Raw genomic sequence first — 15,949 nt, forward strand, 5'->3', positions numbered from 1 at the left:
GGTATATCCCACAGAAATAATAGGAAATATTCCGTAACACTCTACCGGGCCGCCGTCACGCGCGTTTACCTGACCCAACCACCGGCCGTCAGGAGCTTGAGCACCGCCTCGACCGCCTCTCCGGTGGACAGGCCGGTGGTGTCGAGCACCAGATCGGCGTCCTCGGGAGCCTCGTACGGGTCGGAGATGCCGGTGAACTCCGGGATCAGCCCGGCGCGCGCCTTGGCGTACAGGCCCTTGCGGTCCCGGCGCTCGCACTCCTCCAGCGGCGTGGCCACGTGCACGAGGACGAAGTCGCCGACCGCCTCGACCATCCGGCGCACCTCGGCGCGGGTGGCGGCGTACGGCGCGATCGGCGCGCAGATCGCCAGCCCGCCGTGCCGGGTGATCTCGGCGGCCACGTAGCCGATCCGGCGGATGTTGAGGTCGCGGTCGGACTTGGAGAACGTCAGGCCGGAGGAGAGCATCTGGCGCACCACGTCGCCGTCCAGCAGCGAGACCGTGCGCCCGCCGTTCTCCACCAGGGCGTCGGCCAGGCCGCGGGCCACGGTGGACTTGCCCGACCCCGAAAGGCCGGTGAAGAAGACGGTGACGCCCCGCTCGTGCCGCGGCGGGCGGGCCCGGCGCAGCTCGACGGCGACCGCGGGCGGGGTGAACCACTCGGGGATCGGCGCGCCCTGGTCGAGCAGCTCGCCGAGCTCCTCGGGCGACAGCTCGGCCCGTACGTGGTCCTCCTCGATCCGGGCGACCGGCCGCCAGACCTCCACGTCCAGGTCGTAGGCCCACGGCTCGGGGGCCACGACCGCCAGCGGCGCCTCGCCCGACAGGGGGACGGAGGTGAGCAGGTGGGTGGCGCCGTAGGCGGCGGCCACGTGGGCGCGCAGCTCCGGCTCGCGCCCGCCGGGGCGCGGGGCGAGGTTCACCGGCACGACGCGCGAACCCTCCGGCAGGTCCTTGGCCACCGCCAGCAGGGCGCGGACGAGCTCCTGCTCGTGCGCGCCCGAGAGCAGGGCCAGCACCAGCGCCGGGGCGCCGAGCCGCTCGGCCTCCTGGCGCAGCTGCCCCAGCTGCTTGCGGTGCAGCGGCTCGCGGGTGGCCACGGCCAGCAGCCGCCCGTCCCGGCCCGGCGTGATCTCCAGCTCGGCGGGAGTGCGCCGCAGCCGGTGGAAGGCGCCGTAGGCGGGACGGCGCAGCGGGGTCAGGGGGCCGGCCAGCCGCACGCGCCCCTCGGGCAGGCTCGCGTCCCGCCAGGCCTCGGTGACCCGCAGGACCGCCAGCGGCACGCCTTCGGGGTCCTGCAGGATCAGCCGCGGCTCCCCGGCGAGCTCGTCGGGGGCGGACAGCAGCACCGGCGACGGCCACGGCGTGCCGTCGGCGAGTCTGCCGCCCGCCACCACGGCGGCGGTGTCCAGTGAGCCGAGGAAACCGCTCAGCGGGCGGAAGGCGCCCGCCAGCAGCAGTTCCAGGTCGGCGAGTTCCGTCGGGTCGGGGGTCCACGACTTCAGGCCGTGGAGTTCTTCGGGCAGTCCAGCGCTCACCGGGCCACGGTACCGCCCGCCGCGCGCTCCCGGGATGTCCCCGCGGCCACAACGGCCTCGGCCGGTCCCCTCAGAGGATGCGGGCGAAGCGGTTCTCGGGTTTGCGGATGACCAGGACGAGTTCGCTGTGGTCGGCGGTGAGGCGGCCGCCGCTCAGGGTGGACAGCAGCCGGGCGAGGGCGGCGACGCCGCCGCCGCAGCCGGACTCGGTGTGGGCCTCGGCGATCACCAGGCCGCGCTGCAGGCACCAGTTGCGCATGCCCTCCAGGGAGGTGATCGGCTCGAAGACGTTCGGCTGGGTGTCGCGGACGTCCTCGCCCAGCAGCCCGCGCAGCCGGCGCGGGAGCGTGCGGCGGATCAGCCCGTAGGCGGTGTCGCGGTCGGTGAAGCGCACCAGCAGCAGCCCACCGGGCTTGAGGGCGGCGATCATCCGGTCCAGCACGAGTTCGGCGTGGGTGATGCGCTCGATCAGCGAGTCGGCGTGCACCACGTCGTAGGAGCGCGGGGGGAGCGGGGCGTTGCGCAGGTCGCCCAGGTGGAAGGTGTCCAGATCGGAGCGGTCCGCGGTGCGCGCCCGCAGGGCCGGGGTGTCGAGGTCGATTCCCGTGACGTGCCGGTCGAGGCCGGCGGGAAGCGGCAGGCCTGACCCCCGGCCGCACCCGGCCTCGAGGATGTGGACCCTGCGCAGTCCCTTGTCCTGTACGTGCAGCGTGACCCGCTCGGCGAAGAGGTCGTCCTCCACGACGACCGCGCGGTCCCTTACAGAAAGCTCGGTCATGGTTTCGCAGCGTAGTGAAAGACGGCGCGTCCGTCCGGTATTTGCTCTTTCTTGAAGGGATCCTTGACCCGGCCTCAGGGTGCGGGTACGCGTAGGCTGGGAGGCGATCCCGGACGCCTGGCGTTCCGGGGGTTTCGGGCTGCGCGGACGCGCGCCGCCACCGTCTGTCACAAGGTCGATGATGTCTCTCTCGCCACTGCTCGATGTCGTGCTCGCCGATCCGGAGCTGCGCCGCGCCCTGGACGGCGGCGAGCACACCCTCGTCGGCCCGCCCGCGCTGCGGCCCGTGCTGGCCGCGGTGCTCTCGCGCACCGCGATCGACGGGGCGGCCGTCCTGGCCGTCACGGCCACCGGCCGCGAGGCCGAGGACCTCGCCTCGGCGCTGACCAGCCTGCTGGAACCCCACGGCGTGGCGCACTTCCCCGCCTGGGAGACGCTGCCGCACGAACGCCTGTCCCCGCGCAGCGACACCGTGGGGCAGCGGCTGGCGGTCCTGCGCCGGCTGCAGCACCCCGAGCCGGGCGACCCGGCCGGCGGGCAGCTCAAGGTGGTCGTCACCCCGGTGCGCGCGGTGCTCCAGCCGATCGTGGCCGGACTGGGCGACCTGGAGCCGGTGCGGCTGCGCCAGGGCGACGAGGCGGAGCTGGACGAGGTCGTCGCGCGCCTGGTGGACGCCGGGTACGACCGTGTCGACCTGGTGGAGAAGCGCGGCGAGATCGCGGTGCGCGGCGGCATCCTCGACGTGTTCCCCGCCGGGGAGCAGCACCCGCTGCGGGTGGAGTTCTGGGGCGACCAGGTCGAGGAGATCCGCTACTTCAAGGCGGCCGACCAGCGCTCCCTGGAGATCGCCCAGGACGGGCTGTGGGCGCCGCCGTGCCGCGAGCTGCTGCTCACCCCCGAGGTGAGGGAGAAGGCGCGCGCGCTGGCCGCCGAGCACCCGGCGCTGGCCGAGGTGCTCGACCGGCTGGCCGAGGGCGAGGCGGTCGAGGGCATGGAGGCCTTCTCGCCGGTCCTGGCCGAGCGCATGGAACTGCTCATCGACCTGCTGCCCAAGGGCAGCCGGGTGCTGGTCTGCGACCCCGAGCGCATCCGCAGCCGGGCGGTGGACCTGGTCAGCACCAGCCAGGAGTTCCTGGAGGCGTCCTGGGTGAACGCCGCCGCGGGCGGCGAGGCGCCGATCGACCTCGGCGAGGCCGCCTACCGCACGCTGGAGGAGGTGCGCGAGCGGGCCGGGGAACTGGACCTGCCGTGGTGGCTCACCAGCCCGCTGGCGGCGGGGGACGAGGAGACCGTCATCCTGGACGTCCAGCCCGCGGAGGCCTACCGGGGCGACCGGGAGAAGGTCGTCGCCGACGTGCGCCGCTGGCACGGCGAGGGCTGGAAGGTGGTGCTCACCAGCGAGGGCCACGGCCCGGCCGAACGGTTCACCGAGGTGCTGCGCGACGCCGGGATCCCCGCCTCGCGGCAGGAGGCCGACGGCTCCGTCCTGGTCACCACCGGCATGCTGGAGCACGGCTTCCTGTGGTCGGGCGGCGGGACGGTGAGGCTGGCGGTCCTCACCGAGACCGACCTGTCGGGCCAGAAGTCCTCCACCAAGGACATGCGGCGGATGCCGTCGCGGCGGCGCGGCGGCATCGACCCGCTGCAGCTGTCGGCGGGCGACTACGTGGTGCACGAGCAGCACGGCGTCGGCCGGTACGTGGAGATGGTCTCGCGCACGGTCCAGGGCGCGACCCGCGAGTACCTCATCCTCGAGTACGCCAGGGGCGACCGCCTGTTCGTGCCCACCGACCAGCTGGAGGAGCTCACCCGCTACGTCGGCGGCGAGGCGCCGTCGCTGCACCGGCTGGGCGGCGCGGACTGGCAGAAGGCCAAGACCCGGGCCCGCAAGGCGGTCAAGCAGATCGCCGGGGAGCTGATCCGGCTGTACTCGGCGCGCATGGCCAGTCCCGGCCACGCGTTCGGGCCCGACACCGTCTGGCAGCGGGAGCTGGAGGACGCGTTCCCCTACACCGAGACGCCCGACCAGCTCGCCGCGATCGAGGAGGTCAAGCAGGACATGGAGAAGCCGGTCCCGATGGACCGGCTGATCTGCGGCGACGTCGGCTACGGCAAGACCGAGATCGCGGTGCGCGCGGCGTTCAAGGCCATCCAGGACGGCAAGCAGGTCGCGGTGCTGGTGCCGACCACGCTGCTGGTGCAGCAGCACCTGTCGACCTTCACCGAGCGGTTCGCCACCTTCCCCGTGGTGGTCCGGCCGATCTCGCGGTTCCAGACCGACAAGGAGGTCGCCCAGACCCTCCAGGAGCTGGCCGAGGGCAAGGTCGACCTGGTGGTGGGCACGCACCGGCTGCTCAGCCCGTCCACCCGGTTCAAGAACCTGGGCCTGTGCATCATCGACGAGGAGCAGCGCTTCGGCGTCGAGCACAAGGAGGAGCTGAAGCGGCTGCGCACCCAGGTGGACGTGCTGGCGATGTCGGCGACGCCGATCCCGCGCACCCTGGAGATGGGCCTGACCGGCATCCGGGAGATGTCGACGATCCTCACCCCGCCGGAGGAGCGCCACCCCGTCCTGACGTTCGTCGGCCCCTACGACGAGAAGCAGATCGCCGCCGCGATCCGCCGCGAGCTGCTGCGCGAGGGCCAGGTCTTCTTCGTGCACAACCGGGTGAAGTCCATCAACAAGGTGGCCGCCACCCTCAAGGAGCTGGTCCCCGAGGCGCGGGTCGCGACCGCGCACGGCCAGATGAACGAGCAGCAGCTCGAGAAGGTGATGGTCGACTTCTGGGAGAAGAACTACGACGTCCTGGTCGCCACCACGATCGTGGAGTCGGGTCTGGACATCCCCAACGCCAACACCCTCATCGTGGACCGCGCCGACACCTACGGCCTCTCCCAGCTGCACCAGCTGCGCGGCCGCGTCGGCCGGGGCAGGGAGCGCGCGTACGCCTACTTCCTGTACCCGCCGGAGAACCCGCTGTCGGAGACCGCGCACGAGCGGCTGGCGACGATCGCCCAGCACACCGAGATCGGCGCGGGCATGTTCGTGGCGATGAAGGACCTGGAGATCCGCGGCGCCGGCAACATCCTGGGCGCCGAGCAGTCGGGCCATGTCGCGGGCGTCGGGTTCGACCTGTACGTCCGGATGGTCGGTGAGGCGGTGCGCGAGCTCAAGGAGGAGCCGACGTCGTCGCTGCCCGAGACCAAGGTCGAGCTGCCGGTCGACGCGCACATCCCGCACGAGTACGTGCCGGGCGAGCGGCTGCGCCTGGAGGCCTACCGGCGCATCGCCGGCATCACCTCCGACGAGGAGATCCCCGAGGTCGCCGCGGAGATCAAGGACCGGTTCGGGGCGCTGCCCGTCCCGGTGCTCAACCTCCTGGAGGTCGCCCGCTTCCGGGCGAAGGCCCGCCGGGCCGGCCTCACCGAGGTGGTGCTGCAGGGCAACTTCGTCCGCTTCGCCAAGGCCGGCGGCGAGGACCGCATCCTGCCCGAGTCCCGCCAGGTCCGCATGCAGCGCCTCTACCCCAAGAGCCTGATGAAGCCCGGCCAGATCCTGGTCCCCACCCCCAAGACCGCCCCCCTCGGCGGCCGCCCTCTGCGCGACGGCGACATGCTCCGCTGGGCGACGGACCTCGTGGAGGCCCTGTTCCTCGAGGGCTAGCCGACCGCGGCGAAGCCAGGACCGGACCCCCGGTCCCGGATGCCCGGGGGTCGCCTCCCGGACATCCGGGACCGGCCGGGGACGCCTCGGGGATGGACAGGATCAGTAAGGTGTGACGGGTGAGACGACAGATCCTCGTCGCGGTGGTGCTCGCGCTCGGCGCGACGGCCTGCGGAGACCAGACGCGCATGGGCGCGGCCGCCACCTTCGGCGACGCGCCGCGCATCAGCGAGGCGGAGCTGAGCACCGCCGTCACCGAGTGGCGGGACTCCTACCGGGAGAACCCGCTGCCGGCCCAGCAGCTCACGCTGGCCGACCCGGAGTCGACGCCGCGCAGCGTGCTCAGCCGGCTGATCGCCATCCGGGTCAGCGAGCAGGCGGCGGAGGACCGCGGCATCGAGGTCTCCTCCGCGCAGGTGGACGACTTCGTCAGCCAGGTCACCCGGGACGGGGGCGATGAGCTCTTCGGCGTCTTCACGATGTCCTACGGCATCCCGCCGAGCCACGGGCGCGAGTTCGCGCGGATGATCGTCATCAACAACAAGCTCGCCACCGGCGCGCCCTCGGACGCCGCGGCCAACGAGCAGGTGCACCAGGCGCTGACGCAGACGGCGCAGGCCATGGGCATCCAGGTCAACCCGCGCTACGGCTCGGGTTACGACGACGGCCTCCTGCAGCCTCCGGTGACCCGCCTGTCGACCCGGGAGAGCGGGACGGCATGAGCCTGGTCCTGCTGAGCACCACCCACCGGGTGGCGCCGGGGCTGCTCACCTGGCGGGCATGGCGCGCGCTCCAGGACTGCCGGGTGCTCACCTCGACCGCCGACCATCCGCAGCTGCCGTACCTGCGGGAGGCGGGCGTGGCGGTGGAGACGGTGGAGCCGGACGCCCGCGCGGTGGTCGGCGCCGCCCGGAGCCGGGACGTGGTCTGGCTGGCCGCCCCGGACGGCGACGCGGACCTCACCGCCCGGATCGGCGAGCTCGTCGTCGAGGACCCGCTGGACGTCGAGATCGTGCACGGCTCCTACGACCTTCCCGGGGCACGGCTGCTGGACGTCGTGGCGGTGATGGAGCGCCTGCGCCGCGAGTGCCCGTGGGACCGCGAGCAGACCCACCAGTCGCTCATCCCGTACCTGGTGGAGGAGACCTACGAGACCGCCGACGCGGTCGAGTCGGGCGATTTCGCGGCACTTCGGGAGGAGCTGGGCGACGTGCTCATGCAGGTCGCCTTCCACTCGGTGGTCGCCGCCGAGCGCGGCGCGGACGGCTTCACCATCGACGACGTGGCCGCGGGCATCGTCGACAAGCTCATCCGCCGCCACCCCCACGTGTTCGCCGAGGTCGACGTCTCCGGCGCGGCCGAGGTCGAGGTGAACTGGGACGCCATCAAGAAGGCGGAGAAGGGCGACCGCCCCCTCCTGGCGGGCGTCCCCTCCTCCCAGCCGGCCCTCCTGGAGGCCGCGCAGCTCGTCCGCAGGGCCCGCAAGGGCGGTGTCCCGGAGGAGCTGTTCGCCGACTACGCGGCCCGCACGTCCCCGGCGGAGGCGGCCGAGCGCGAACTCCGTGCTTGGTCCTCCCGATTCCGGGCAAAAGTGGAGGAATGGGAGAGCCAGTACCGAGGATGACCCCTGGACGGGGCCCGACACGGGACCTCACCAGACGGACATCACCGGGTACTGGACTATTTCGTCTTCGGAACAGGCCTTAGGGTGTGCCGCATGGAAGCGGACCAGGGTATCGGCAGGGCCGTCGCGGTGCGGCGGCTGGCGGGATACGGCATGCTGGCCGGGCTGCTGGCCGGACTGCTGGCGCTGCCGCTGGCCTGCACGGCCGGGGTCGGGGCGCGGGACTCCGCGGACTGGCTGCTCAGCGAGCCGGTGGACCTGGACGACCTGCAGGCCCCGCAGCGCTCCCAGATCCTGGCCGCGGACGGCTCGCTCATCGCCACGTTCTACCGGCAGAACCGCGTGGACGTGCCGCTGGAGAAGATCGCGCCGGTCGCGCGCCAGGCGGTGCTGGCCATCGAGGACGCCCGGTTCTACGAGCACGGCGCGCTCGACAGCAAGGGCACGCTGCGCGCCCTCATGACGAACATCAACAACTCCGGCGAGTCCACGCAGGGCGGCTCGGGCATCACCCAGCAGTACGTGAAGAACCTGCTGTACATGAACGCCGAGACCGAGGCGGAGCGGCTGGAGGCGGTGGCGACCACCCCGGCCCGCAAGCTCCGCGAGCTGCGGTACGCCATCGCCGTCGAGCGCCGGCACTCCAAGGACGAGATCCTGGAGAAGTACCTGAACATCGCCTACTTCGGCGACGGCGCGTACGGGATGGAGGCCGCGGCCCGCCGCTACTTCTCCGTCCCGGCCGACAAGCTGAGCCTCAACCAGGCCGCAACGCTGGCGGGCATCCTCAAGAACGGCAACGCCTACAACGCGCGGCTGAACGGCGAGGGCGCGCGCAACCGGCGCGACATCGTCCTGGACCGGATGGCCGAACTCGGCTGGATCACCTGGGAGAAGGCCGGGCAGGAGAAGAAGAAGCCGCTCGTCCTGGACCTCACCGAGACCAAGAACGGCTGCACCGAGAGCAAGGCCGCGTTCTTCTGCGACTACGTGCAGCGCGAGATCCTCGCCAACCCGATCTTCGGCGAGTCCGAGGAGGAGCGCGAGCGGCTGCTGTGGGTGGGCGGCCTGAAGATCCGCACCACGCTGGACTGGAAGACGCAGAACGCCGCGCACAAGGCGCTCCTGCGGCACGTCCCGGCGCGCAACAAGGAGAAGAAGGCCGCCGCCCAGGTCCTGATCGAACCGGGCACCGGCGAGATCAAGGGCATGGACGTGGGCCGGGAGCTCGGTCCGAACGAGGAGCCGGGCAAGACCTGGATCAACTTCGCGGCCGACGCCAGCCACGGCACCAGCGTGGGCATGGCGGCGGGCTCGACCTTCAAGGCGTTCACGCTGGCCGCGGCGTTCGACGAGGGCATGCCGATCGGCGAGCGCATCACCGCGCCCGTCGCGTACGCGCCCACCGGGTTCCGCGACTGCAAGGGCAAGAACGTCAGCGACACCACCCAGCTGCGCAACTCCTCCGACGGCGAGGGCGGGCGCAGCTTCAGCCTGCTGACGGGCACCTGGCACTCGGTCAACACCTTCTTCCTCAAGCTGGAGAAGGAGGTGGGCCTGTGCGACACGGTCAAGATGGCCAAGAAGCTGGGCATCCGCCGCGCCGACGGCAAGCCGCTGCAGGAGTACGCCTCCTTCACGCTGGGCTTCAACGACGTCTCCCCGCTGCGGGTCGCCGCCGCCTACGCCGCGTTCGGGGCGCGCGGGAAGTACTGCGAGCCGATCGCCATCAAGCAGATCACCCGCACCGACGGCAAGAAGATCAAGGTGCCGTCCGCGAACTGCGAGCAGGTCATCGACAAGGGCGTCGCGGACGCGGTGAACCACGTGATGAGCGGGGTCCTGACCAAGGGCACGGCGCGCGGCCTGGGCCTGGGCCGTCCCGCGGCGGGCAAGACCGGCACGGTGGACAACTACTCGGCCGCCTGGTTCGCCGGGTACACCCCGCAGCTGGCCTCGGCCGTCTGGGTGGGCGACCCGCGCGGCGGCTACAGCAACCCGATGACGAACGTGTGCCTGCCGACGCACTGCGGCGGCCCGGTCTACGGGGCGAGCATCCCGGGGCCGATCTGGCGCGACACCATGGTCGAGTCGTTGCGGGGCGTCAAGGCCGGCGGGTTCCACCGGCCGCCGTCGCACTTCTTCCGCAAGGGCTCGGGCGAGGACAGCGTGCGCATGCCGGACCTGCGCGGCCTCAAGCCGGAGGCGGCGATCAGCAGGCTCAGGGCGATGAACATGGACCACCGGATCGCCTCGGCCGAGATGCACTCCCGCTACCCCGAGGGGACCGTCGCCGAGACGAGCCCGGGGCCCGGCGCGAGCATCGACCCCGGCGACTCGGGCGTCACGGTCGTCCTCACGATCTCCAAGGGCCCCGAGGAGCACGGGGACGACCCGCGGCCGCCGTTCGACGACGGCGGCGACGACCCCTTCCAGTTCGATCCCCCGTTCCCGAGGAACCCGTTCTCCGAGCCCTTCTTCACCCGCTGACGCGCGTCCTCAGGTCAGCAGGGCCCGGACGCGCTCGGGCAGGCGGCCGTCCCGCAGGTCGGCCAGGGTGACGGAGTCGATCACCGCGAGCTGCGCGGTGTCGGCGGCCCGCCACACCTGGCGCAGCGCGCCGACGAGCGCGGAGGGCTCGCCTTCGGGCGGTTCGGCGCGCTCCCCGGCGCGGGTGCCGCTGACCAGCCGCAGCACCTCGCCGACGGTGAGGTCCTCGGCCGCCCGCGCCAGCCGGTAGCCCGGCCGGGGGAGCCGCTGGTTGTAGACGAGGTCGGCGCGGCGCAGGTCGCCGAGGATCGACTGCAGGAAGGTCAGCGGCAGGCCGTGGGTGCCGGCCAGCGTGTGGGCGGTGAGGGCGGAGGGCTCGGCGGCGGCCAGGGCCAGCAGGGCGCGCAGGGCGTACTCGGCGCGGGCGGTGACGTGCACGTTCTCCCCGGTTGTTGCGACTCTTCACCTGTGGGACGGCGGGAGGAGCGGTCGCGGGGGTCCGCCGCGCGACCGCTCCGCTCAGTCGCCGGCCCGCTGCAGCCCCCAGCGGGAGCGGATCGCCCGGTCCACCACGCCGAAGAGCTGGTCGACCAGGATGCCGATGATCAGGATGATCACCATCACCGCGATCATCTCCGCGGTGTCGCTGACCTCCCGGGAGAAGTGCAGCAGGGTGCCGATCGACTGCTTGCCGATGATGACCAGCAGCTCGCCCGCCATCAGGCTGCGCCAGGCGAACGCCCAGCCCTGCTTGAGCCCGGCCACGAACGACGGCAGCGAGGCCGGGATGATCAGGTGGCGGTAGCGGGCGAACCCGGTCAGGCCCATGGTCTGGCCCACCCGCAGCAGGATCGGCGGCGTGTAGTCCACGCCCGCGATCAGGCCGTTGGCGATCGAGGGGGCGGCGCCCAGCACCACGACGAACAGGATCGCGCTCTCGCTCAGCTTGAACAGCAGGATGGCCAGCGGGAACCAGGCGATCGACGGCATCGTCTGCAGGCCGGTGATGAGCGAGCCGAAGGCCCGGCGCAGCACCCAGGACTGGGAGACCAGCGCGCCGATGGTCCCGCCGATGAGCACCGCGAGGGCGAACCCGACGAGGGCGCGCTGCATGGTCAGGGCGACGGCGTCCCAGAACGCGCCGGTGGTGACGACCTCGAAGAAGACGGGGACGACCTCGCCGGGCCCCGGCAGCACCCACGGCTCGCGCCAGCCGCTGAGGACGACCAGCTGCCAGGCCGCCAGCGAGATCAGGACCGCGGTCATGATCGGCCACAACGCCGACCAGACGCGCACCAGCGGGTTCTTCCTCCGGCCCGCGGTCAGCTCCAGCGCGTCCAGGCCGGCGATCTGCCGCTGCAGCCCGCCGGTCTTCTCCGGCCGCTCAAGAACCATGACGGCTCACCTCCTCCTTGAGCCGGTCGGTGATGGTCGCCGCCAGCGTGGCCACGTCGGGGGAGTCGATGCGGCGGGGCCGCGGGAACTCCACCGGGAACTCCCGGATCACCCGTCCGGGGCGGCTGGACAGCAGGACGACCCGGTCGCCGAGCCGCACGGCCTCCCGGACGTTGTGGGTGACGAACAGGACGGACAGGTTCCGCTCCCGCCAGATGCGCTCGAGCTCGTCGTGGAGCAGGTCGCGGGTCATCGCGTCCAGGGCGCCGAACGGCTCGTCCATGAGCAGGAGGGTCGGCCGGTCGTCGCCCTGCGCCTCGGTGAGCGCCAGGGCGCGGGCCAGCGCCACGCGCTGGCGCATGCCGCCGGACAGCTGGTGCGGGCGCTTCTTCTCGAACCCGGACAGGTGCACCGAGGCCAGCAGCGCGGACGCGCGCGCCCTGCGCTCGCCGCGCGGCACGCCCCGCTGGCGCAGCGCCAGCTCGAGGTTGCCCGTGACGGTCAGCCACGGGAAGAGGGCGGGCTCCTGGAACATCAGCGCCACCCGGGCGTCGCCCTTGTCGATGGTGCCGGCGCTGACCCCGTCCAGGTCGGCGACGAGGTTGAGCAGGGTGGACTTGCCGCATCCCGACGCGCCGAGCAGGCACACGAACTCGCCGGGGCGGACGTCGAGGGAGACGTCGTCCAGGGCGAGCAGCGCCGACGCGCCGGATCCGAACGCTTTGGAGACGCCCGCGAGCCGGACCGCGGTGGCGGTTCGGCTCGCGGGGTCCTGGAGGGGCTCCAGGGATCTGGTCATGGGGTCGCGACCTCCGGCTTTCCGGCTGCTTTGAGGATCTCGTTGAGGTGGGACAGGTCGTAGATGCCCTTGAGGTCGACCGGCTCGAGCAGGCCGACGGCCTCGGCGTTCTCGGCGCCGGTGACCAGGGAGGCGGGGATCGGGTCGCTGAGGAACTCGATCTCCTTGAACGCCGAGTCGAGGACCTCCTTGGACAGCGGCTTGCCGCTCAGCTTCTCCAGCTGGCCGTTGGCCGCGGTCTTGGCCTCTTCGAGGTTGCCGTTGATGTAGTCGTTGGCGGCGACGGTGCCCTCGACGAGCTTCTTCACGATGTCCGGGTGCTCCTCGGCGAACTCCTGCCGGACGATGAGGTGGGTGATGACGAACTTGCCGTCGGGCCACAACTCCTTCTCGTTCAGCAGCTTCTCGCCGCCGGACTCGAGGATCAGCCGGGAGGCGAAGGGCTCGGGCACCCAGGCCCCGTCGATCGCGCCCTGCTTGAAGGTGTCGATGGTCTGGGAGTTCTCCTGCGGCACCACGGAGACGTCGCCCGAGCCGTCCTTGTTGGCGGTCAGGCCCTTGGTCTTGAGGTAGGAGCGCAGCGCGACGTCCTGGGTGTTGCCCAGCTGCGGGGTGGCGATCTTCTTGCCCCTGAGGTCGTCCAGGCTCTTGATCTTGTCGGGGTCGACCACCAGGGACACGCCGCCGGAGGCCGCGCCGCTCACGATCTTGATGGCCTGGCCCTTGGACTGCGCCCAGGCGTTGATGGCCGGGTTGGGGCCGATGAAGGTGGCGTCGACGCCCTTGGCGAAGAGCGCCTCGATCGCGGCGGGGCCGGCGTTGAAGGACTTGGGCGCGATCTCGACGTTCGAGCCGAGCTTCTCGGCGAAGATGCCCTTCTCCAGGCCGACCAGGGCGGTGGCGTGCGTGATGTTCGGGAAGAACCCGAGGTTGACGGTGGTCGTGCCGCCTTCGCCGCCGCTGGAGGAGTCGTCGCCGCAGGCGGCGAGCACCGGTGCCCCGATCACCAGTGCCGCCAGCGCCGCCACGGCTTTTCTCCTGCTGAGCTTCATCGTTCTCCGCTCCCGGTGGATATTTTCGACTGATTCGGTGTGAAAAGTAGAGCAAGGATGGAATACCAAGTCAACCGGATCGGTAGGGATAGTAGGGCACGATCGGGTAACGGGCCTGGACGGCGAGCCGTCCGAAGTGCCGGGACGGCGCTTCGGTAGGCTCGGGATGTAACCCCCGTGATGCTGAACAAGGAGCGCACAGTGTCTGCGATCGAGGCCGTACACGCCCGGGAGATCCTCGACTCTCGCGGTAACCCCACCGTCGAGGTCGAGGTCCTGCTCGAAGACGGCTCTCAGGCCCAGGCGGCCGTGCCCAGCGGTGCCTCCACCGGGCAGTTCGAGGCGGTCGAGCTGCGCGACGGCGACCAGCGTTACGGCGGCAAGGGCGTGCAGAAGGCGGTCGAGGCCGTCAACGGCACCATCGCCAAGGAGCTCGTCGGCTACGACGCCGACGACCAGCGCATCATCGACCAGGTCATGATCGACCTGGACGGCACCCCCAACAAGGCGAACCTGGGCGCCAACGCCGTCCTCGGCGTCAGCCTCGCGGTGGCCAAGGCCGCGGCCGAGGCCGCCGACCTGCCGCTGTTCCGCTACATCGGCGGTCCGAACGCGCACGTGCTGCCCGTGCCGATGATGAACATCCTCAACGGCGGCGCGCACGCCGACACGAACGTCGACATCCAGGAGTTCATGATCGCGCCGCTGGGCGCGCCGACCTTCTCCGAGGCGCTGCGCCAGGGCGTGGAGGTCTACCACTCCCTCAAGTCCGTGCTCAAGGGCAAGGGCCTGAGCACCGGCCTGGGCGACGAGGGCGGCTTCGCCCCCGACCTGCCCTCCAACCGCGAGGCGCTCGACCTCATCCTGGTCGCGATCGAGAAGGCCGGCTACACCCCGGGCCGCGACATCGCCCTGGCGCTGGACGTGGCCGCCACCGAGTTCCACGGCGAGGGCGCCTACACCTTCGAGGGCGTGGCCAAGAGCGCCGAGGAGATGGCCGCCTACTACGCCTCCCTCGTCGCCGACTACCCGCTGGTCTCCATCGAGGACCCGCTGGACGAGAACGACTGGGACGGCTGGAAGGCCCTCACCGACGCCATCGGCGGCAAGGTGCAGCTGGTGGGCGACGACCTCTTCGTCACCAACCCCGAGCGCCTGGCCCGCGGCGTCAAGACCGCCACCGCCAACGCGCTGCTGGTGAAGGTCAACCAGATCGGCTCCCTCACCGAGACCCTCGACGCCGTCGCGCTGGCCCACAACAACGGCTTCAAGTGCATGATGAGCCACCGCTCCGGCGAGACCGAGGACACCACCATCGCCGACCTGGCCGTCGCCACCAACTGCGGCCAGATCAAGACCGGCGCCCCGGCCCGCAGCGACCGCGTCGCCAAGTACAACCAGCTCCTGCGCATCGAGGAGCTGCTGGACGACGCCGCCCGCTACGCCGGCGCCGCGGCCTTCCCCCGGTTCGCCTGGGAGGGCTGACATCTCCGGTCAGCGCGGACCCGCCCCCCGTGAGAACGCGGGGGGCAGGTTCCACCTGACTTCACGCGCGGCGATCCTCGCCGTCGTCATGTGCGCCATCGCGCTGAGCCTGGCCTACCCGGTGCGCGAGTACGTGGCGCAGCGCAGCGAGATCTCCCGGCTGCAGAAGCGGGAGGCCGCGGTGCGCAAGGACGTGCGGGAGCTCACCGAGAAGAAGGCCAGCCTGGGCGACCCCGACTACGTCAAGCGCGAGGCCCGGCGCAGGCTGCACTTCTGCGATCCCGGCGAGCAGTGCTACGTGGTCCTGGACGGCCAGGGCGGCACGTCCGAGCAGGAGGAGGAGACCGGTCCCACCCGCGTCCCGCCGTGGTACGAGACCCTGTGGCGGTCCGTGGAGGCCGCCGACCGGCAGGGCTGAGGGACCGGACGGCCGCGGCGGAGCGAGGATCGGCCGGGTCCCTTTAGGGGGGGGCCGGGAGGGCCGGGAGGGCCGTCCTCCGGGCCGGCGCGGCCCCATGGCCCGAGGTCCGTCCCCCGGACGGCCGCGGCGCAATAGACTCGTTGGCGTCTTTGCCGGTGACCGACCACAGGGAGTGCCCGCGCCGATGGACGAGCGTGACGTAGAGGCCGTCCAGGCCCAGCTGGGACGGCCGATCCGGGGTGCCGCCGAGGTGGCCCACCGCTGTCCGTGCGGGCTGCCCGACGTGATCGAGACCGCCCCGTACCTGCCGGACGGCTCGCCCTTCCCCACGCTGTACTACCTCACCTGCCCGCGCGCGGCCTCGGCCATCGGGCGGCTGGAGGAGCGCGGCCGGATGCGGGAGATGCAGGCGGCGCTGGCCGAGGACCCGGAACTGGCCGAGCGGTACCGCGCCGCGCACCGCGACTACCGGGAGCGCCGCGACCGGGCCGCGGCGAAGGAGGGCATGCCCTCGCTGCCCGAGGGCATGCAGACCGCCGGCGGCATGCCCGACCGGGTCAAATGCCTGCACGCGCTGGTCGCCCACGAGCTGGCCGCGCCCGGCAGCAACCCCTTCGGCCGCGAGGCGCTGGATGAACTGCCTGAATGGTGGCGTTCGGGATGCTGCGTCGATGCGATGATGGCCGACTAGGCACGGCTGTGT

The 15,949-nt window shown here is 71.9% G+C and carries 13 protein-coding genes; 7 read left to right on the plus strand and 6 right to left on the minus strand.

The features are described 5' to 3' along the window. Nucleotides 1-65: 65 nt before the first annotated feature. Nucleotides 66-1,538 (minus strand): adenylyl-sulfate kinase, encoded by a 1,473-nt coding sequence (gene cysC, locus C2865_RS34975; RefSeq protein WP_106402936.1) that lies wholly within the window; start codon nt 1,536-1,538, stop codon nt 66-68. 70 nt (nt 1,539-1,608) lie between these two features. Further along, complete coding sequence (locus C2865_RS34980) at nt 1,609-2,316, minus strand: class I SAM-dependent methyltransferase (RefSeq protein WP_106402937.1); 708 nt, start codon at nt 2,314-2,316, stop codon at nt 1,609-1,611. Nucleotides 2,317-2,497: 181 nt separating this feature from the next. On the opposite strand from C2865_RS34980, the gene mfd reads away from it, so the two are divergent. The 4 genes from mfd to C2865_RS35000 all read left to right on the plus strand — a co-directional run bounded on the left by mfd (nt 2,498) and on the right by C2865_RS35000 (nt 10,094). After that, nucleotides 2,498-5,980, plus strand: a complete 3,483-nt coding sequence (mfd, locus tag C2865_RS34985; protein WP_106402938.1) for a transcription-repair coupling factor — start codon at nt 2,498-2,500, stop codon at nt 5,978-5,980. 119 nt (nt 5,981-6,099) lie between these two features. Beyond that, nucleotides 6,100-6,702 (plus strand): SurA N-terminal domain-containing protein, encoded by a 603-nt coding sequence (locus C2865_RS34990; protein WP_106402939.1) that lies wholly within the window; start codon nt 6,100-6,102, stop codon nt 6,700-6,702. After that, on the plus strand, nt 6,699-7,604 hold the full coding sequence (locus tag C2865_RS34995; protein WP_106402940.1) for a MazG family protein: 906 nt from the start codon (nt 6,699-6,701) through the stop codon (nt 7,602-7,604). The genes C2865_RS34990 and C2865_RS34995 overlap by 4 nt, the downstream gene beginning before the upstream one ends. A gap of 93 nt (nt 7,605-7,697) precedes the next feature. Continuing rightward, on the plus strand, nt 7,698-10,094 hold the full coding sequence (locus C2865_RS35000) for a transglycosylase domain-containing protein (protein WP_106402941.1): 2,397 nt from the start codon (nt 7,698-7,700) through the stop codon (nt 10,092-10,094). 9 nt (nt 10,095-10,103) lie between these two features. Here the strand turns inward: C2865_RS35000 and C2865_RS35005 are convergent, their stop codons facing one another. The 4 genes from C2865_RS35005 to C2865_RS35020 form a co-directional block, all read right to left on the minus strand. Beyond that, the gene (locus tag C2865_RS35005) at nt 10,104-10,532 is read right to left on the minus strand and encodes an Rrf2 family transcriptional regulator (protein ID WP_106402942.1); all 429 of its coding nucleotides are present in this window, start codon (nt 10,530-10,532) and stop codon (nt 10,104-10,106) included. 81 nt (nt 10,533-10,613) lie between these two features. Continuing rightward, nucleotides 10,614-11,489, minus strand: a complete 876-nt coding sequence (locus C2865_RS35010; protein WP_106402943.1) for an ABC transporter permease — start codon at nt 11,487-11,489, stop codon at nt 10,614-10,616. Beyond that, the gene (locus tag C2865_RS35015; protein WP_106402944.1) at nt 11,479-12,288 is read right to left on the minus strand and encodes an ABC transporter ATP-binding protein; all 810 of its coding nucleotides are present in this window, start codon (nt 12,286-12,288) and stop codon (nt 11,479-11,481) included. The genes C2865_RS35010 and C2865_RS35015 overlap by 11 nt, the downstream gene beginning before the upstream one ends. Further along, nucleotides 12,285-13,340 carry an ABC transporter substrate-binding protein gene (locus C2865_RS35020; protein WP_106402945.1) on the minus strand — a complete coding sequence of 352 codons (1,056 nt, stop codon included), beginning with the start codon at nt 13,338-13,340 and terminating at the stop codon, nt 12,285-12,287. Before C2865_RS35020 ends, C2865_RS35015 begins: the two co-directional genes overlap by 4 nt. Before the next feature lie 201 nt (nt 13,341-13,541). Between C2865_RS35020 and eno the strand changes: the two genes are divergently transcribed. The 3 genes from eno to C2865_RS35035 all read left to right on the plus strand — a co-directional run bounded on the left by eno (nt 13,542) and on the right by C2865_RS35035 (nt 15,937). Next, nucleotides 13,542-14,825 (plus strand): phosphopyruvate hydratase, encoded by a 1,284-nt coding sequence (gene eno, locus C2865_RS35025; protein ID WP_106403066.1) that lies wholly within the window; start codon nt 13,542-13,544, stop codon nt 14,823-14,825. An 88-nt stretch (nt 14,826-14,913) separates the two neighbouring features. Continuing rightward, nucleotides 14,914-15,243 (plus strand): FtsB family cell division protein, encoded by a 330-nt coding sequence (locus C2865_RS35030; protein ID WP_106402946.1) that lies wholly within the window; start codon nt 14,914-14,916, stop codon nt 15,241-15,243. Between the two features lie 187 nt (nt 15,244-15,430). After that, nucleotides 15,431-15,937: a DUF501 domain-containing protein gene (locus tag C2865_RS35035; RefSeq protein ID WP_106402947.1), complete on the plus strand. Its 507-nt coding sequence runs from the start codon at nt 15,431-15,433 to the stop codon at nt 15,935-15,937. The last annotated feature ends 12 nt before the right edge of the window (nt 15,938-15,949 follow it).

This window comes from Actinocorallia populi, from assembly GCF_002995495.1.
In the GTDB taxonomy this organism is placed as follows: Bacteria; Actinomycetota; Actinomycetes; order Streptosporangiales; family Streptosporangiaceae; genus Actinocorallia; species Actinocorallia populi.